Below are 19,258 nucleotides of genomic sequence, written 5' to 3'. Positions count from 1 at the left end.
GGCCGAAAGGCCGCTATCTTCTTGTGTGCGAGCGACGTCGAAGCGAGGCTATGCCGGCAGGAAGAGCGCAAAAGGCTCTTCCACCGTGCGACGCAGGTGCTTTCGGTAAACGGCGTAGTTGCCGTCGTCGGGCGCAACCCGCCCCAAGGACGGATTTGGAATATTCCTGAGCGGCACATAGGCGATGGGCGCGGCGATCGGCGTGAGCTGCGAGCCGGGGCCGGCGCGGAGCGTCGAGATGATGCCGTACATCTCGCCGGCAACCGTCGGCCGCGACACCGTGATCACGCGATGCTGGCCGTGCTTGATGATGACGAGATAGATGAAGCCGGACTGATGGGGAACGGCGACCTCGCCGGTGTGCTCGTAGGCGGCATCTGTCCGATCGCCCTCGCGGAAGACCAGTGACGAGACTTTCGGCTCCCAGGTGATCTCGGTGCGATAGGCGAAGATCGCATCCTTGTCGCCGAACGACGGCCGCAGGGTGATGTAGACGTCCTCGAGCCAGGTCACGGCGCGATGCGCATAGGAGCCGAGGCTGTCGGGCGCGACGTCGTTTGCCGCCGGAGGCGTCACCGCGATGGCACTTTTGCGCAAGGAAACGCCCAGCGCCTGCTCGAGCCGGACCGTCGTCGCCAGCGTGAACGGCCGGCGGCCGCCGAGCACCTTCTCCAGCGTCGACAGGCTGAGCTTGGCCTGCTCGGCCAGGGCCTGCCGGGAGATCCGGCGTCTGGCCAGCTCTTCGCGAATGGTCTCCGCGATCTCGCGGCTCTGCTCGTCCGAAAGCTGCTTGTCGGCCTGCATTTGCATCATCAACCCTGCCCTGGGAGCGCCAGTCTAGCAGGGCGGACAAACCAGCACAAAACCGCACATGGCCGCTCGACGGCGGCCTGCTAGCGCCGGCCGCGGCGGAACATTGCCGATCATTCTGCTCGCGAAATCAGCCTCTCCAGGCCGATCCTGAGGGCCGGCAAACAGCCAACGGGAGCAGGCCAAATGGATACCTACGACACAGCCGACAGCGACGAACACCCCGTGCTGGGCCGGCTGATCAAGCTCGGATTATTCCTCCTCGCGCAGGGCGTCGCGGTGATGCTGGTGGCCTTCGTGGCCCTGCTGGTGAGCTTCGGGACGGGCTGGTCGGCAACGGCGGAGCAGGGCAGCCTGCTCCAACCTGGCGAGGCACGGTCGGGCAGCCTGCTCCTGAAGGACGACGGCGCCTATACTGAGGCGATCCGTCTCGGCACCGACATCGACATCACCGTATCGGGTCCGACGCTGCGCGCCCGCGTCACGCAACTGTTCCGCAATCCGACCAAGGACTGGGTCGCGGCCACCTATGTCTATCCGCTCGCAGCCAATGGTGCCGTCGACACACTGAAGATGGTGGTTGGCGACCACGTCATCGTCGGCGACATCAAGGAGCGGCAGCAAGCCCGCGTGATCTACGAGCAGGCGCGAAGCGCCGGGCAGAAGGCCGCGCTCACCGAGCAGGAGCGCCCCAACGTCTTTACCAACTCGGTCGCCAATATCGGTCCCGGCGAGACCGTGCTGGTGCAGATCGAGTATCAGGAGCCGGTGCATCAAACCGGCGACGAATATTCGCTCCGCGTGCCGCTGGTGGTCGCGCCGCGCTACAATCCGGCTCCGATCGTGCAGAGCGTCGACTTCCGCAAGGACGGCTCCGGCTGGGGCACAGCGACGTCTGATCCGGTTCCGGATCGCGACCGCATCTCGCCGCCTGTGCTGGATCCCGCCAGACATGCGCCGGTCAACCCGACCAGCATCACGGTGCGCCTGAAGGCCGGGTTTGCACTCGGCGAGGTCAGGAGCCACCACCATAACGTCAAGGTCGAGAGTCCGGACGACACGACGCGTATCGTCACGCTCGCCGATGGCGTCGCCCCCGCCGATCGCGATTTCGAGCTGACCTGGAAGCCGGCCGCCGGGCTGGCGCCGTCGATTGGTCTGTTCCGCGAGCATGTTGGCGATTCCGATTACCTGCTCGCCTTCGTCACTCCGCCCGGCGTCGAGCAGGCAACGCAGAAGCCGCTGCCCCGCGAGGTCGTGTTCGTGATCGACAATTCCGGATCGATGGGCGGCACCTCCATCGTGCAGGCCAAGGCGAGCCTGCTCTATGCCCTCGGCCGGCTGCAGCCAAATGACCGCTTCAACGTGGTCCGTTTCGACGACACCATGGACGTGCTGTTTCCGGCCTCGGTGCCAGCGGATGCCGCGCATGTCAGCGAAGCGACCTCGTTCGTCAGCGCCTTGCAGGCGCGCGGCGGCACCGAGATGATACCGGCGATGCGCGCTGCGCTCGCCGACAAGCTCGGCGACAGCAGCATGGTCCGCCAGGTCGTGTTCCTGACCGACGGCGCGATCGGCAACGAGCAGCAATTGTTCGAGGCGATCACGGCCATGCGCGGCCGTTCCCGCGTGTTCATGGTCGGCATCGGCTCGGCGCCCAACACCTACCTGATGAAGCGCGCCGCCGAGCTCGGCCGCGGCGCCTTCACGCATATCGGTTCGGTCGAGCAGGTCGAGGAGCGCATGCGCGGCCTGTTCGCCAAGCTGGAGAATCCGGTGGTGACCGGCCTCACCGCAAGATTCTCGGACGCCAAGGCCGACATCACCCCGGCGATCATTCCGGACGTCTATCGTGACGAGCCGCTGGTGCTGGCGGCCAGGCTCGACAAGCTTGCGGGCTCACTTGAAATCAAGGGACGCGTCGGCGATCGCCCGTGGTCGGTGACGCTGCCGCTGCAAAGCGCCGCTGAAGGCAAGGGCCTGTCAAAGCTCTGGGCCAAGCGCAAGATTGGCGACGCCGAAGTGGCGCGCGCCATGCGCGAGATGACGCCCGAAGAATCCGACAAGGCGATCCTGGCGCTGGCGCTCGATCATCAGATTGTCACGCGGCTCACCAGCCTCGTTGCGGTCGACAGGACGCCGAGCCGGCCCGAAGGCAAGCCGCTGAGGCTCAGCGACCTGCCGATCAATCTTCCGGCCGGCTGGGATTTCGAGAAGGTGTTCGGCGAACGCCCGCACCTGACGCCGACACAGCTGCGCGAACGCCATGCCGACGCGCGCAACCAGCCGTCAGCGAGGCAACCGAAGCCCGCGGCACCCGACGCGATCCGCCTGCCAAAGACTGCCACCTCGGCCGAACTGAGTATGATCGCAGGCCTGATCCTGATCGTGCTCGCCCTGATCCTGTTCGTGTTCAACCGGCGTCGGCGCTTGCTCACCGACGCCGCTTGAGAGAGGAGCCCCCCGAACTCCTCTGTCAGCGCGCGCGGCTGCCCGTCCCCTACAATCGGCCGCGCGCGCCTTTTTTGGGGATGTCATTCCGGGGCGATGCGAAGCATCGAGTCCGGAATCTCGAGATTCCGGGTTCGGCTCTACGAGCCGCCCCGGAATAACCAACAAAGAGATACAGATGCCCCGCCTCATCTCTCCTCTGGCTCTCACGCTTGTCGGCCTCTTCTTGTTCGGCGACGGCGCCTACATCCACGCCAAGGCATGGCTCGCGCAGGTGCTGCTGGAGCGGGCGTTCGACCGAAGCATTGCGACGGGACAGGCAGTGAAGCCATGGTCGTGGGCCGACACATGGCCGGTCGCGCGGATCGAGGTCAAGCGGATCGGCGCCAGCGCCATCGTGCTGGAAGGCGCGAGCGGACAGGCGCTCGCTTTTGGCCCCGGCCATATCCACCAAACGGCTGATGCGGGTGAACGCGGGATTACGGTCTATGCGGCCCATCGCGACACTCATTTCCGCTTCCTGCGGAATGTCGTCATTGGTGACATCATCGATGTCACACGTCGCGACGGTCGACATTTCCGCTATCGCGCGGATTCCTCGGCCGTGGTCCGTTTCGATGCATCGGGCATCGACGCCACGACACAGGGATTCGAGCTTGTTCTCGCGACCTGCTGGCCGTTCGACGCCGTCACCTCCGGCCCCGAGCGCTATATCCTGCATGCAACATTGATCGGAGCCGACAGGTAGATCGCGCACCGAGCCGACAGCACGCGTCAGCGCCGCTCATTCCACCGTACGGCATACCACCCCCAAGGTTGCCACTCCGAAGGACTCGCCATAGAACGGAGCGGCACTCGACCAAGAAGAACAACAGGTGAGGTCACGGCATGGAAGCCCAGGTGTCTGCTGCGTCCGCGTTCCATCCATGGTCTCCACCGTCCGATGCCAGCGACATCGTCAAGGGCATCCACGCCATGCTGCACCCGCGCAACATCGTGCTGGTGGGTGCAACCGACAAGCCAGGCAATTATGCCGAGCGCATCTGGAACAATCTGGTCAAATACGGTTTCGAGGGCGGCCTCTATCCGGTCAACGCCAAGCGCGACGCCATCTGGGGCGTTCCCTGCTACAAGGATTTTGCGAGCCTTCCCGAGAAGCCCGATCACGTCCTGGTGCTGGTGCCCGCGCGCTTCGCCGTACAAGTGATCCGCGACGCCGCCGCGGCCGGCGCGCGATCGGCCACCATCGTCACCTCGGGATTCAGCGAGTTGCAGGATGACGAAAGCCAGAAGCTTGCCGCCGAATTGCAGGCGGCCGTGCGCGAGACGGGCCTTGCCGTCACCGGCCCGAACTGCCTCGGCAACTTAAGCGCCGGCGAAAAGCTCTTCACCAACATCGACGATCGAATCGTCACCATGGAACAGGGCGCGGTGGCGATTGCCGGGCAATCGGGCGCGATCGTCATGGCGATCCGCCAGGCGCTGGAGGATCGCGGCGTCGGGGTCGGCTACATGGTGACGACAGGCAACGAGGCCGGGCTCGAGACGCCCGACCTGATGCGCTATTTCGCAGAGGACCCGAGCATCAAGGTGATCGTCGTCTACCTCGAAGGCGTGCGCAACACAAAGGCCTTCCGCGACGCCTGCAAGGCTGCGCGCGCCGCGAGCAAGCCCGTGATCGCGCTCAAGCTCGGCGCATCCGAGGGCGGCCGCGCCGCGGCCATGGCGCATACCGGCGCGCTCGCTGGCTCGATCGAGACGTTCGACGCCATCGCAACGCGTGAAGGCGTGATCCGGGTCGGCGGGCTCGACGAGCTGATCGAGACCACCGAATGCTTCGTACATGCTGCCGTCCCCAAAGGCGGCCGGCTTGCCGCCGTCACGCTCTCCGGTGGCAAGCGCGGCATGCTGATCGACGCCTTTGACGCCGCGGGCCTGAATTTCGCGCCCCTGAGCCCGCAAGTCAGCTCGGAGCTGGCGAAGATGCTGGGTCCCGGCTCGATCGTCGGCAATCCGCTCGATGCCGGCTTTGCCGCGGTCGTCGATCCCTCCGTCTATATGAAGTCGATCAAGCTGATGATCGACGACCCCGATATCGACATCGTCATCGTCGATGCCGAACTGCCGAAGGCGCCGCACGAGCTGCGCGAACGCAATCTGCGCATCGTCAACGAGATGGCAGGCCAGGCCGGCAAGCCGGTGATCTATATCAGCGCGATGTCGATCGGCTTCACCGAGTACACCAAGGACTTGCGCAAGTCGCTGCCGCATCTTGCGGTCATGCAGGGCATGGACCGCGCGGTGACCGCGATCAAGTCGCTGCTCGACTACGCGAAGCTGCGCAAGGAGGTGCCAGACATCGTCTCGAGCTCGAAGCCCGCCGCGCGCGCCGTGCTGGAGAAGACGTTGAAATCGGCGACCGGCGCCGCGCTCGACGAGGTCGCCTCGAAGAAGCTCATCAAGGCTTACGGCATCCCGATCTCGAAGGAGGCGATCGCACGGACGGCGGCCGAAGCGGTGAAAGTTGCGAAGCAGATCGGCTTTCCGGTCGTGGCAAAGGTCGTCAGCGCCGAGATCCTGCACAAGTCCGACATCGGCGGCGTGGTGCTGAACCTCAACAGCGCGGCCGAGGTGAAGAAGGCCTTCGCCGACATCACCGCGCGGGTCAGGAAGCTGAAGGGCAAGCCGAAGCTCGACGGCATCCTGATCGCGCAGCAGGTCAAGGCCGAGCTCGAACTCGTGGTCGGCGCCTCGCTCGATGCCGAGATGGGGCCTGTCGTGCTGTTCGGCACCGGCGGCATCGACATCGAGCTGCTGAAGGACGTCGCCCTCGCCGGCGCGCCGCTGGACGAGGCCGAGGCGCGGCTTCTGATCGGCCGCACCAAGGCCGGCATCAAGCTGCGCGGCTATCGCGGCAGGCCGGCCTTGCACGAGGCCTCGGCGGTGAAGGCGCTGGTCGGCCTCTCCAACCTGATCGCGGATGCCGGTGACCGGATCGCCTCGATCGACATCAACCCGTTCCTGATCAACACCAGGACGGGCGTGGCCGTCGATGCCCTGATCGTGCTGAACAATGCTGCGGCAAGACGCGCGGCTGGACATTGAAGCACCGCAGGGTAGATCAGCGCAGCGTGATCCACCAAATCGGCCCATCCGCACGCAAGGCGTCGGCGGGTTACGCTTCCGCCTCGCTCTTCGAGTGGCGGCCGACAAGTCGTTAACCCGCCCGCTCTAATTTGACGGCCAAAGCTCCATCCAGGCTCCTTCCAACTTCACCGCTTTGGCCGTAGAATCGTCCCTGCATGGCGCGCGCGAGCAATCTTGTGATCGGAACGGCAACGCTGGCGGCGATCGCCGTGGCGTTCGGCGGCCTGCTCGGCGTGCAGAAATGGCGCACAATCCAGAGCCGCAGCCAGTTGCGCGTGGTATTCGAGGGCGGCTCCGCCAGCGGCCTGCGCCGCGGCGGGCCGGTCAATTTCGACGGCGTGCCGGCCGGCCAGATCCTGTCGATCAAGCTGGATAGCCCCCGCAGGATCGTGGCGCTGGTGATGCTCGACAACACCGCACCAATCCGCAAGGACACCGTGGCAGGCATCGAGTTCCAGGGCCTCACCGGCGTTGCCGCGATCTCGCTGATCGGCGGCGCGCCCTCTGCGCCGCCGGTGCCGCTGGACACGGACGGCATTCCCGTGCTGACGGCCGACCTCAGCGACGCCGAATCCATCGTCGAAACGCTGCACAGCGTCGACCGCACCATCGTGAACAACGCACCGGCAATCAAGGATGGCCTGCGGACGTTCGAGGGCCACACCGCCGACCTCAGAGCCAAGGGCGCGGAAATCGATTCGGTCATGGCCAAGGTCGACAGCGCCTTTGCCGGATTCGACAAGGCGGTCGCCAAGATCGAGAGCGCGGTGCCGGGCTTCGTCGATGGCAAGGCCGACGAGTTCCTGGAGAAGATCAAGGGATTGCACGAGCTTGCCGACACCATGAAGAAGAAGTCGGCGACCTACCTCGAAGACATCCGCCGCTCGCTGCTCGACGTCAGCGAGACCGCCAACAAGATGAGCGGGACACCTTCGCCCCCGCGTCCACCGCGCAGGCCCACGGAGCAGAAGCGGTGATGCTCTTTCTTACCCTCCCCGGCAAGCGGAGGGCGATCGCATATGGATTTCAGGAGAATTGTCGGCGGGCTTGCTTCGCCTCTCCCGCTTGCGGGAGAGGCCGCCGCGCTCGCAGAGAGTGCGGCGGGTGAGGGCTCTTGCCACCGAGGGATAACCTCCGCATATCTCGACAATCCCGCCGCGGCGACACCCCCACCCCCAACCCTCCCCCGCAAGCGGGAGAGGGAGCCCAGTCCCGACGCAGAAGCATCGTTCACGCCATCTGCGATAGCCCTGGGACATCTTGTAATTGACCACCGCAACGCCGACCGTGTCGTTGCTGCTTGAGATATCGCCGTGAAGCTTGTTGACCGCTCCTGGGTCGCCGCCGATCAGGCGGTCGCGCAGGTTAGTGGCTGATCATCCAGGGCCGCGCCGTCGGAAAACCCTTGGCGCCGCTCCTGGTCTTGGTCATCAGCCGCGCCGGCTTCTTCCTCTCCGTCGCGCCCTTGTCCTTCACGGTCTTGCCGGAGGAGCAGCAGCCGCAGCCCGGGCCATGCGAGGCCTTGTATTGCGCCAGCGTCTGCGGCGCGTGCGTGCTGCGTTCGTTGACGGCGTGCGCCTTGCGCTTCTCCGCCGGCATGCAGAAGAAGTTCGGCGCGGTCAGGATGACGCGGGGCGCCAGCGTCTCGCAGTGCGGGCAGCTTTGCGGATCGTCGCACTCCGCCATCGGGCGCAGGTCCTTGAAGGGACCGCAATCGTCACAAAGATATTCGTAGACCGGCATCGCATCACCTACGCTCTCGTCTGTTCACACAACTCGCTGCCACCGCGCATGTGGAGACAGCCCCTCACCCCGACCCTCTCCCCGCAAGAACGGGGAGAGGGAGCGCGGCGTCATTTGTCCGGCGAGATCGGCATCTGGATATCGCCGGTGATGTGCTTGATGGGACCGGCCGCCGATGGCATCACGTCGAAGTCGAAGATCTCGGTCGGCAGCCACAGCGTGGCGCAGGCGTTGGGCACGTCGACCACGCCGGAGATGTGGCCCTGGCACGGTGCGGTGCCGAGGATCGAATAGGCCTGGGCGCCGGAATAGCCGAACTTCTTCAGATACTCGATCGCATTCAAGCAAGCCTGACGATAGGCGATGTGGACGTCGAGATAGTGCTGCTTGCCGGCCTCGTCGACCGAGATGCCTTCGAAGATCAGATAGTCCTTGTAGTTCGGCGTGATCGGCGACGGCTTGAAGATCGGGTTCTTGATGCCGTATTTCGACATGCCGTCCTTGATCACTTCGACCTTCAGATGCAGCCAGCCGGCCATCTCGATGGCGCCGCAGAAGGTGATCTCGCCGTCGCCCTGGCTGAAGTGCAGGTCGCCCATCGAGAGACCGGCGCCGGGGACATAGACCGGGAAGTAGATCTTCGAGCCGCGCGAGAGATCCTTGATGTCGCAATTGCCGCCATGCTCGCGCGGCGGCACGGTGCGCGCGCCCTCCGCCCCGATCTTGGCTTTCACATCGCCCTTGGCGCGGCCGCCATGGGCGGTCGGCGCGAAAGGCGGATTGGCAAGGCCGGGCACGCGGGTCGGGTTGGTCGAGATCAGCTCGGCCTCGCGCTTGTTCCACATGTCCAGCATCTTCGGATCGGGCAGGCAGCCGATCAGGCCGGGATGGATCAGGCCGGCGAAGTTGACGCCGGGCACGTGACGGGACGAGGTGTAGAGGCCCTTGATGTCCCAGATCGACTTCTGCGCCAGCGGGAAGTGATCGGTGAGGAAGCCGCCGCCATTCTGCTTGGAGAAGAAGCCGTTGAAGCCCCACAGGCTCTCCTTGAGCGGCCCCACGTCGAGCAGATCGACGACGAGGAGGTCGCCGGGCTCGGCGCCCTTGACGCCGATCGGACCGGAGAGGAAGTGCACGATCGACAGGTCGATGTCGCGCACGTCGTCGGCGGAATCGTTGTTCTTGATGAAGCCGCCGGTCCAATCATAGGTCTCGATGATGAAATCGTCGCCGGGATTGACCCAGGCCACGATCGGGATGTCGGGGTGCCAGCGGTTGTGCACCATGTCATTTTCATAGGCCGATTTGGTGAGATCGACCTTGATCAGTGTCTCTGGCATCGAGAGGCTCCCCTTTACTACGGTTGGTTAGACGGACAGATATTTCGAGACCTGCGCGGCATCGACGGCATCGCGCCGATCGTCACGGACGATCTCGCCGTTCTCGATCACCAGCACGCGGTCGGCGATGTCGAGCGCAAAGCTCAGGACTTGCTCGGATACGACGATCGAGAGGCCCTTCTCGTCGCGGATGCGCTTCAAGGTGCGCGCCATCTCCTTGATGATCGACGGCTGGATGCCTTCGGTCGGCTCGTCCAGCAGCAGCACTTTCGGCTTGGTCGCGAGTGCACGCGCGATCGCGAGCTGCTGCTGCTGACCGCCGGAGAGATTGCCGCCGCGGCGATCCTTCATCTCGAGCAGGACCGGAAACAATTCGTAGATGTCGCCGGGCACCTCGGAGCCGCCGGAGACGACGAGCCCGGTCTCGATGTTTTCCTTCACCGTCATGGTGGAAAAGATCATGCGGCCCTGCGGCACATAGGCGATCCCCTTGGCGACGCGCTCGTAGCTCTTGAGGCTGCCAAGTTCAGCGCCGTCCATGGTCACCGAGCCGCTTTTGGCCGGCAGGATCCCCATCAGCGACTTCATCAGCGTGGTCTTGCCCATGCCGTTGCGGCCCATGATCGCGACGATCTCGTTGGGCGCAACCTTGACGTTGAGGCCGTGCAGCACCTCGCTCTGCCCGTAGGCGACGTGGAGATCGGAAATTGCCAGCATCGGTGCGCTCCTAGACTCGGCGGTTGTTCACCTCTCCCCGGCGGGGAGAGGTCGCGCCGAAGGCGCGGGCGACGGGACGCAGGTTTCTCGAGGGAGCGAAACCCCTCACCCGAATTGCTGCGCAATTCGACCTCTCCCTATGGGAGAGGTGGACGGAGATCGCCGCGCGTGCTTGTCCCATACGCGCCATCGTCAATGCCCCAGATAGACTTCGATGACCTTGGGATCGTTCTTCACCTTCTCCATGGTGCCCTCCGAGAGGATCTGGCCCTGGTGCAGCACGGTGACCTTGTGCGCGATGTCCTCGACGAACTTCATGTCGTGCTCGATCACCAGCACCGAGCGGTTCTTGATGATGCGGTTGAGCAGCTCGGCGGTCTTGGCGCGCTCCGACACGCTCATGCCGGCCACGGGCTCGTCCAGCATCAGCAGGTCCGGGTCCTGGATCAGCAGCATGCCGATCTCGAGCCATTGCTTCTGGCCGTGGCTGAGCTCGTCGGCATAGGTGTTGAGCTTGTCCTTGAGGAAGATCATCTCCGCGACTTCCTCCACCCGGTCCTTCACCAGCTGATCGCGCTGAAAGGTCAGCGAACCGAACACGGTGCGACCGCGCGGAAACGAGATCTCGAGGTTCTCGAACACGGTGAGATCCTCGAACACCGACGGCGTCTGGAACTTGCGCCCGACACCGGTCTGAACGATCTCGTTCTCCTTCATCTTCGTGAGCTCCTTGCCACGAAACTGGATCGAGCCCGAGGTCGCCTTGGTCTTGCCGCAGATCAGGTCGAGCACCGTGGTCTTGCCCGCGCCGTTTGGACCGATGATGACGCGGATCTCGTTCTCCTCGACATAGAAGGAGAGGTCGTTGACTGCCTTGAACCCGTCGAACGAGACGGTCAGTCCGGAGACCGCGAGCAGGAATTCCTTCGGCTGATGACCGACGAGCATGATCTACCTCCTCACTACCAGCGCGGCATCGGCATCGTGATGACCGACGAGCATGATGGCCTCCTCACTCTGCCGGTGCGCCGTCGGCGACCGAATTGTCGTTCCAGCCCGCCTTCGTCTTGCGCGAGGCGAACAGCCGGTCGATGCGGGGCTGCACGTAGTCGGCCCAGAGCCCGGACAGGCCGTTCGGGAAGGCAAGCACGACCGCGATGAACAGCGCGCCGAGGCCGAACAGCCAGAGCTGCGGGAAGGATTCCGACAGACTGGTCTTGGCGAAGTTCACCAGGATGGCTCCCCAGATCGCGCCGAAGATCGACGTCCGCCCGCCGACGGCGGTGTAGATCACCATCTCGATCGACGGCACGATGCCGACGAAGGACGGCGACATGAAACCGACATTGAGCGCGAACATGGCGCCGCCGATCGCGGCGAAGACCGCGGCCATGCAGAATGCAAAGATCTTGAAGTTGGCGACGCTGTAGCCGGAGAAGCGGACGCGGTCCTCCTGCTCGCGCATCGCGACCAGGATGCGGCCGAGCTTGGTCAGGCGAATGTACTGTGCGACCCCGATGCAGGCGAACAGCAGCACCACCTCGACGAAGTACAGGATGATCTTGGCGTGGTCGGGCCGGATGTCCCAGCCCTTGAGCGTGCGCAAATCGGTCATGCCGTTGATGCCGCCGGTGTAGCCCTGCTGCCCGACGATCAGGATGGTCAGGATGGCGGCGACCGCCTGGGTGATGATCGCGAAGTAGGTGCCGCCGACGCGGCGCTTGAACATCGCAGTGCCGATGATCAGGGCGAACAGACCGGGGACCAGGATGATGGCCAGGATGGTGAAGGTCAGGCTGTGAAACGGTTGCCAGAACAACGGCAGCGACGTGATCTGATTCCAGTCCATGAAATCAGGAATGCCGGGCGTCGACTGGATCTTCGTGTTCTCGACGCTCGAGGCCTCGAGCTTGAGGAACATCGCCATGCAGTAGCCGCCGAGGCCGAAGAACACGCCCTGCCCCAGGCTGAGAATGCCGCCATAACCCCAGCACAGCACGAGGCCGAGCGCAACGAAGGCGTAGGTCAGGTACTTCGCGACGAGATTGAGGCGGAACACATCCAGCGACAGCGGCAGGATCACGAACAACACGGCGGCCAGGACGATGAAGCCCGTGAGTTCGGAGCGATTGAAGAAGCGTGAGTTGATGATCATGACTTGCCTGCTTCTCGTTATTTGCGGACTTTGAGGGCGAAGAGGCCCTGCGGCCGCAGCATCAGGATGCCGACGACAGCGAGCAGCGTGAGCACCTTGGCCATCGAACCCGACATGAAGAACTCGAGGGTCGATTGCGTCTGCGAGATCGAGAAGGCCGAGGCGATGGTGCCGAGCAGGCTGGCGGCGCCGCCGAACACGACCACCAGGAACGTGTCGACGATGTAGAGCTGACCGGAGGTCGGCCCGGTCGATCCGATCATTGTGAAGGCGCTTCCGGCGACGCCCGCGATGCCGCAGCCGAGTCCGAACGTATAACGATCGACCTTTTCGGTGTTGATGCCGACCGCGCCGGCCATGATGCGATTCTGCACCACGGCGCGTACCTGGCGGCCCCAGCGCGACAGGTAGAGAACGTAGGCGACGGAAACGGTGATCAGCAAGGTGAGACCCATCACGAAGACGCCGTTGATCGGCACTTCGATGCTGTCGGTCACGTGCAGCGAGCCCAGCATCCATTGCGGCAGCTCGACGCCGACCTCACGCGCGCCGAACACGGAGCGATAGGCCTGCTGAAGCATCAGGCTGAGGCCCCAAGTGGCAAGCAACGTGTCGAGCGGGCGCTTGTAGAGATGCCGTATCAGCACCCACTCCACCAGCATGCCCAGCGCGCCGGATGCGATGAAGGCCAGGATCATCGCGAGGAAGAAGTAGCCGCCGAACAGGCTCGGCATGTAGGCCTGAAAGACGTTCGAGGTCATCCAGGTGACGTAGGCCCCGAGGATCATGAACTCGCCATGGGCCATGTTGATGACGCCCATCTGGCCGAAGATGATGGCAAGCCCGAGGGCCATGAGGACATAGACGGAGAACAGGATCAGTCCGGCAAAACCCTGCATGACGAAGATCGAGCCAAGGTCGCCAATCGAATAATCGCCGAACATCTATGTCCTCCGTCGAGATGGGATCCCGCGTCGCGAGCAGGTTCGCGACGCGGGGGCTTGAGGCATGGACTTGCGATCCACGCCAGGGAGCGGCTTGGTATCGGGGAGAAAGCGCGACGGATGCCGCTTACTGGTAACCCTTCGGGAACGGATCGGGCTCGACGAGATCGGCGGTCTCGTAGATCAGCTCGAACTGGCCATCCAGCTTGGCGCGACCGACCCGGGTCTTCGACCAGAGATGATGGTTCTCGTGGATGCGGACGTAACCTTCCGGGGCCCCCTTGAACTCGACACCGGGCGAGGCCGCCGCGATCTTGTCGACGTCGAAGGAGCCGGCCTTCTCGACCGTCAACTTCCACAGCCACGGTCCGAGATAGGCAGCCTGGGTGACGTCTCCGATCACGGTCTTCTCGCCCCACATCTTCTTGAAGGCGGGCACGAAGGCCTTGTTGTTGGGATTGTCGAGCGACTGGAAGTACTTCATGCAGGCGTACGCACCCGCAATGTTCTCGCCACCGATGCCGTCGATTTCGTCCTCGGTGACCGAGATCGTCAGCAGCGGCTGCTTGGCGAGGTCGATGCCGGCTGCCTTGAGCTGCTTGTAGAAGGCGACGTTGGAGCCGCCGACGACGTCGGTGAAGATCACGTCGGGCTTGGTGAGCTTGATCTTGTTGATGACCGAGTTGAACTGAGTGCTGCCGAGCGCATAGTACTCCTCGCCGACGACCTTGCCCTTCAGGACGTTCTCGACGTGCTTGCGCGCGATCTTGTTCGAGGTGCGCGGCCAGATGTAGTCGGAGCCGATGAAGAAGAAGGTCTTCGCGCCCTTCTCCTTGGCGATCCAGTTCAGGCCGGCGAGAATCTGCTGGGTCGCTTCCTGGCCGGTGTAGATCACGTTCTTGGACTGCTCGAGGCCTTCGTAGAAGGTCGGGTAATAGAGCATGCCGTTATACTGCTCGACGACCGGCAGCACCGCCTTGCGCGAGGCCGAGGTCCAGCAGCCCATGATGGCCGCGACCTTGTCGTTGACCAGCAGCTTCTTGGCCTTTTCGGCGAAGGTCGGCCAATCGGAGGCGCCGTCCTCCTGGATGAACTTGATCTTGCGGCCGAGGACGCCGCCGGCCGCGTTGATCTGCTCGATCGCGAGCTTTTCGGCCTCGATCGAGCCGGTCTCGGAGATCGCCATGGTGCCGGTGGCCGAATGCAGGATGCCGACCGTGACCTCGGTGTCGGTGACCGCAAGACCCGTGGTGTTGACCGCCGAGGTCGCCGGAGCCTGCGCAAAGGACGCCCGCGGCAGCATCGTGATAGCCGGCACGGCCGCTATCCCCATCAACAATTTGCGCCGAAGCGGCGACAATAGGCCCTTGTTTGCTTCGTCTGACATGAGCACCCCACTTTTGTTCGAGAACGCGCTATTGGTGGCCGTGAGGATGGCTCGAATTTATGCAGCGCAAGCATACGCAAGATCGCGTATACTGCACCGCAAAATGCCGACGTAGGCTTCTGGTACGGAATTTGCGAGGGGTCCGTATCGGGAGTGGGGGTTCAGTGGCAGGGCGGCAGCGAATAGACCGCGTCAGGCGCCAGTACAACCAATGGGTCGCCAACCAGACTCTGGAAGACTACGCCCTGCGCTTCACCGCCAAGAGCGCACGTCGCTGGTCCGCCGCCCGCGTCGCCAACACGGCGCTGGGCGCGATCTCGTTCCTGGCAATGGAGGCGATCGGCGGCACCATCACGCTGAACTATGGCGTCACCAATGCGACTGCCGCCATCCTCGTGGTCTCGATCATCATCTTCTGCTGCGGGGTGCCCATTGCGTATTATGCGGCCAAGTGCGGCATCGACATCGACCTGCTGACGCGGGGAGCCGGCTTCGGTTACATCGGCTCGACGGTCACCTCGCTGATCTACGCGTCCTTCACCTTCATCTTCTTTGCGATCGAAGCCGTGATCCTCGCGTCCGCGCTCGAAATGTGCTTCGGGATTCCGCGGCCGGTCGGCTATCTCATCAGCGCCGTCGTCATCATCCCGCTGGTGGCCTACGGCATCACGCTGATCAGCCGCTTCCAATTGTGGACGCAACCGCTATGGGTGATCCTTCACATCATTCCGTTCGCGGCGATCGCCTGGCACAACCCGCACTCCTTTACGGAGTGGCGCAAGTTCTCGGGCGAGCACGGCGATCTCAACGGGCATTTCGATCTGTTGCTGTTCGGCGTTGCGGCCTCGGTGGTGTTTTCCCTGGTGGCGCAGATCGGCGAGCAGGTCGACTTCCTGCGCTTTCTCCCCCGCGACCGCCGCGCCTCGAGGGTTTCCTGGTGGATAGCGCTGATGAGCGCAGGACCGGGCTGGATCGTGCTCGGCGCGCTGAAGCTCCTGGCCGGCTCGTTTCTCGCCTTCTTTGCGCTCAGCCATGGCGTGCCGCCCGAGGAGGCCGCCGAGCCGGCACATATGTATCTCGAAGCGTTCCGCTATGTGCTCTCGCAGCCCGAGCTCGCACTGGCGTTGACCGGCACCTTCGTGATCCTGTCGCAGGTCAAGATCAACGTCACCAACGCCTATGCCGGCTCGATCGCCTGGTCGAACTTCTTCTCGCGTTTGACCCACAGCCATCCCGGGCGCGTGGTCTGGCTGGTCTTCAACGTCATCGTGGCACTGCTGTTGATGGAGATCGGCGTCTACAAGGCCCTGGAGCAGACGCTGGCGCTCTATTCGAACGTCGCGATCGCCTGGGTCGGCGCGCTGGTCTCAGATCTCGTCGTCAACAAGCCGTTTGGATTGCGACCGCAGCAGATCGAATTCAAGCGCGCGCATCTCTACGACGTCAATCCGGTCGGCGTCGGCGCGATGACGATCGCAACCATCGTCTCCATCAGCGCCTTTTACGGCCTGTTCGGACCTACCGCGAAGGCGCTGTCGGCCTTCATAGCACTCGCCGTGGCCTTCCTCGCCGCGCCGTTGATTGCCTGGGCCACGGGCGGCAAGTACTACATCGCACGCAAGCCGAAGCGGAGCTGGCAGAACCTCGAGGCGATCCAGTGCTGTATCTGCGAGCACGCGTTCGAGCCGGAGGACATGGCCTCCTGCCCCGCTTACGCCGGTCCGATCTGCTCGCTCTGCTGCTCACTGGACGCGCGCTGCCACGATCTCTGCAAGCCGCACGCTCGAATTCAGGCGCAGGTCTCGGAGACGCTGGGCAAGCTGATGCCGCAACCGATCTACGCCCGGATCAACTCGCAGCTCGGACACTATATCGGCGTGTTCGTGGTCTCCGCCGGTCTGGTCGCCCTGGTGCTGGGACTGATCTATCTGCAGACGTCGGCGAGCGTCCATGGCGAGAACGAGCTCGTCTCCGACGTGCTGTGGAAGGTGTTCTTCTCGCTCAGCATCATCATCGGCGTGGTTGCCTGGCTGTTCGTGCTGGCGCAGCAGAGCCGCCGCGCCGCCGAGGCCGAGACGCGGCGACAGACCACGCTGCTGATCCAGGAGATCGACGCGCACAAGCGCACCGACGCCGAGCTCCAACGTGCCAAGGAGGTCGCCGAATCCGCCAATTTGGCCAAGAGCCGCTACGTGGTCGGCCTGAGCCATGAGCTGCGCTCGCCGCTGAACGCGATCAGCGGCTATGCCCAGCTGCTCGAGCAGGATACGACACTGGGCCCGAAGCCGTGCGACCAGGTCCGCGTCGTCCGCCGCAGCGCCGACCACCTGTCCGGCCTGATCGACGGCATCCTGGACATCTCCAAGATCGAGGCGGGCCGGCTGTACCTGTCGCGCGACGAGGTGCACCTCGGCGAATTCCTCGATCAGCTCGTCGGCATGTTCCGCCTTCAGGCCGCAGCCAAGGGCATCGATTTCGTGTTCAGGCGACCGGCGTCGTTGCCGCGCGTGGTCTATGCCGACGAGAAGCGTCTGCGTCAGGTGCTGATCAACTTGCTCTCGAACGCCATCAAGTTCACCCAGTCAGGCAGCGTGCAGTTCGTCGTGCACTATCGCAGTCCCGTCGCCGAGTTCGAGGTGATCGACACCGGCCCGGGCATCCGGGCCGACGATCTCGAACGCATCTTCGCGCCGTTCGAGCGCGGTGCGCTTGGCGTCTCGCAGCCGCAGACCGGCACTGGCCTCGGCCTCACCATCAGCCGCCTGCTCGCCGGCGTGATGGGCGGCGATATCAAGGTCGTGAGCACGGTCGGCACCGGCTCAACGTTCAAGGTCAAGATCCTGCTCTCGGAGGTCACCAATCCGCAGCGCATCGCGCCGGTCGAGGCCCCGGTCTCCGGCTATCACGGCGCGCGCAAGACCATCCTCATCACCGACGACGACCCCGTGCACCGCGATCTCCTGCGCGAGGTGCTGACGCCGCTCGGTTTCATCCTGCTCAGCGCGCCGGACGGCGCCGGCTGCCTCGCGCTGGCACAGCATTGCCGGCCTGATCTGTTCCTGCTCGACATCTCGATGCCTGCCATGGACGGCTGGACCGTGGCCGAGGCCTTACGCGCGAGCGGCCATCACCAGGCGCGCATCCTCATGGTGTCGGCAAGCGCGTTGGAGGCCCACGGCGCTCCGCTGGCACAACCCTTCCACGACGGCTATCTGATGAAGCCGATCGACATCCCGCGGCTCCTGGAGACGATCCGCCAGCTGCTCAAGATCGAATGGCAATACGGTTCGGACGAGATCGCGGTGCCGTTCTGGCGTCCCGAGACCGGATCAAAGCCGCCGGTGCGGCACATCGAGGCGCTGATCGGGCTCGGCCAGATCGGCTACGTCAAGGGAATCCAATTGAAGCTGGACGAGATCGGCAGCGAACATCCCGAGCATGCCGACTTCGTCGCGCAGATGCGGTCGCTGGTCGATCGCTTCGATCTCGACCAGTACATGGCCACATTGAAGACGTTGCACGCGTATGAACATTGAGTCGAAGAAGCGCGACGTCGCGCTCGTTGTCGATGACTCTCCGGAGACGCTGCGGCTGCTCACCGACGCGCTCGACGGCGCCGGCATGACGGTCATGGTGGCGCTCGACGGCGCCGCGGCGATGCGCATCATCGAGCAGATCACGCCCGACATCATTCTGCTCGATGCCGTGATGCCCGGCATCGACGGCTTCGAGACCTGCCGCCGGCTCAAGCGCGATGCCGGCCTCGCCAACGTCCCCGTGATCTTCATGACGGGCCTTGCCGAGACCGAGCACATCGTGCGCGGACTTGAAGCTGGCGGCGTCGACTACGTGACCAAGCCGATCGTGATCGAGGAAATGCTGGCGCGCATCCGCGTCCATCTCGGCAATGCCCGGCTGACCCAGAGCGCCCGCACCGCGCTCGACGTCTCCGGCCGGTTCCTGTTCGCGGTCAACCGCCAGGGCAACGTGCTGTGGGCGACGCCGCAGGCGCAGAAGCTGCTGTCCGACCATCACGGCGCGCAGGCCGACGATTTCGTCCTGCCCCCGGCGCTGCTGCAATGGCTGGAGCAAGCCAAGGCCAAGGGCAGCTCGAAGTCGCAAGGAGCTTCCTTGCCCCACAATCCGCAACTTCGGCTCTTCTACATGGGTGAGACCGCGCCGAACGAATTCCTGCTGCGGCTCTCCAGAGAATCCGGCACCGCGCTGCCCCCCGAGTTCACCAGCGAACTCGGCCTCACCACCCGCGAGGGAGAGGTTCTGGCCTGGCTCAGCAAGGGCAAGACCAACCGCGATATCGCGCAGATTTTGGGCCTCAGCCCGCGCACGGTCGACAAGCATCTCGAGCAGATCTACGCCAAGCTCGGCGTGGAGAACCGGACGGCCGCGGCCGCGATTGCCGCGAATGCGACGAGGCGGAATTCGTGAGTGTGCTGCAAACGAGTTGAGATGCCGCTCACCCGAGCAACGGTGTCGTCCCGGACAAGCGCGCCCTTAGGCGCGCGTAGATCCGGGACCTATAACCACAGGGAGATGTTTGGCGAAG

Annotated in this window: 14 protein-coding genes; 6 read left to right on the top strand and 8 right to left on the bottom strand. The window is 64.2% G+C overall.

Annotated features, from left to right (window positions below; translation table 11 throughout):
- Positions 1-48 precede the first annotated feature (48 nt).
- Positions 49-810 carry a helix-turn-helix transcriptional regulator gene (locus EDE08_RS36220; RefSeq protein WP_165936390.1) on the bottom strand — a complete coding sequence of 254 codons (762 nt, stop codon included), beginning with the start codon at positions 808-810 and terminating at the stop codon, positions 49-51.
- Between the two features lie 186 nt (positions 811-996).
- Between EDE08_RS36220 and EDE08_RS36215 the strand changes: the two genes are divergently transcribed.
- From EDE08_RS36215 to EDE08_RS36200, 4 genes are all read left to right on the top strand, one after another.
- A complete protein-coding gene (locus tag EDE08_RS36215) occupies positions 997-3,261 on the top strand; it encodes a marine proteobacterial sortase target protein (RefSeq protein WP_131874436.1) in 2,265 nt (754 codons plus the stop codon).
- 178 nt (positions 3,262-3,439) lie between these two features.
- Entirely contained in the window at positions 3,440-4,009 is a 570-nt protein-coding gene (locus tag EDE08_RS36210; protein ID WP_131874437.1) for a class GN sortase, read from the top strand.
- A 140-nt stretch (positions 4,010-4,149) separates the two neighbouring features.
- Complete coding sequence (locus EDE08_RS36205) at positions 4,150-6,366, top strand: acetate--CoA ligase family protein (protein WP_131874438.1); 2,217 nt, start codon at positions 4,150-4,152, stop codon at positions 6,364-6,366.
- 197 nt (positions 6,367-6,563) lie between these two features.
- Positions 6,564-7,385, top strand: a complete 822-nt coding sequence (locus EDE08_RS36200) for an MlaD family protein (protein WP_131874439.1) — start codon at positions 6,564-6,566, stop codon at positions 7,383-7,385.
- Between the two features lie 388 nt (positions 7,386-7,773).
- Here EDE08_RS36200 and EDE08_RS36195 read toward each other — a convergent pair whose 3' ends face one another.
- The 7 genes from EDE08_RS36195 to urtA form a co-directional block, all read right to left on the bottom strand.
- Entirely contained in the window at positions 7,774-8,151 is a 378-nt protein-coding gene (locus tag EDE08_RS36195; protein WP_131874440.1) for an FmdB family zinc ribbon protein, read from the bottom strand.
- Between the two features lie 110 nt (positions 8,152-8,261).
- Positions 8,262-9,491, bottom strand: coding sequence for a formamidase (gene fmdA, locus EDE08_RS36190; RefSeq protein WP_131874441.1), 1,230 nt, complete (start codon positions 9,489-9,491; stop codon positions 8,262-8,264).
- 27 nt (positions 9,492-9,518) lie between these two features.
- Positions 9,519-10,208 (bottom strand): urea ABC transporter ATP-binding subunit UrtE, encoded by a 690-nt coding sequence (gene urtE, locus EDE08_RS36185; protein ID WP_131874442.1) that lies wholly within the window; start codon positions 10,206-10,208, stop codon positions 9,519-9,521.
- Positions 10,209-10,400: 192 nt separating this feature from the next.
- Complete coding sequence (urtD, locus tag EDE08_RS36180) at positions 10,401-11,156, bottom strand: urea ABC transporter ATP-binding protein UrtD (protein ID WP_091964397.1); 756 nt, start codon at positions 11,154-11,156, stop codon at positions 10,401-10,403.
- A gap of 64 nt (positions 11,157-11,220) precedes the next feature.
- Complete coding sequence (gene urtC, locus EDE08_RS36175) at positions 11,221-12,363, bottom strand: urea ABC transporter permease subunit UrtC (RefSeq protein ID WP_165936383.1); 1,143 nt, start codon at positions 12,361-12,363, stop codon at positions 11,221-11,223.
- Between the two features lie 17 nt (positions 12,364-12,380).
- The gene (gene urtB, locus EDE08_RS36170) at positions 12,381-13,307 is read right to left on the bottom strand and encodes an urea ABC transporter permease subunit UrtB (protein WP_131874443.1); all 927 of its coding nucleotides are present in this window, start codon (positions 13,305-13,307) and stop codon (positions 12,381-12,383) included.
- A 127-nt stretch (positions 13,308-13,434) separates the two neighbouring features.
- Complete coding sequence (gene urtA / locus EDE08_RS36165; RefSeq protein WP_131874444.1) at positions 13,435-14,694, bottom strand: urea ABC transporter substrate-binding protein; 1,260 nt, start codon at positions 14,692-14,694, stop codon at positions 13,435-13,437.
- Between the two features lie 164 nt (positions 14,695-14,858).
- Here urtA and EDE08_RS36160 point away from each other — a divergent pair, with 164 nt between their 5' ends.
- Together EDE08_RS36160 and EDE08_RS36155 are read left to right on the top strand one after the other, a co-directional pair.
- Positions 14,859-18,230: a hybrid sensor histidine kinase/response regulator gene (locus tag EDE08_RS36160; protein WP_131874445.1), complete on the top strand. Its 3,372-nt coding sequence runs from the start codon at positions 14,859-14,861 to the stop codon at positions 18,228-18,230.
- Positions 18,220-19,140 carry a response regulator gene (locus tag EDE08_RS36155; protein ID WP_131874446.1) on the top strand — a complete coding sequence of 307 codons (921 nt, stop codon included), beginning with the start codon at positions 18,220-18,222 and terminating at the stop codon, positions 19,138-19,140. Before EDE08_RS36160 ends, EDE08_RS36155 begins: the two co-directional genes overlap by 11 nt.
- Positions 19,141-19,258: the final 118 nt, after the last annotated feature.

It is taken from the genome of Bradyrhizobium sp. R2.2-H (assembly GCF_004346455.1).
GTDB lineage: Bacteria > Pseudomonadota > Alphaproteobacteria > Rhizobiales > Xanthobacteraceae > Bradyrhizobium > Bradyrhizobium diversitatis.
This window is presented reverse-complemented; position numbering and strand designations above follow the sequence as displayed.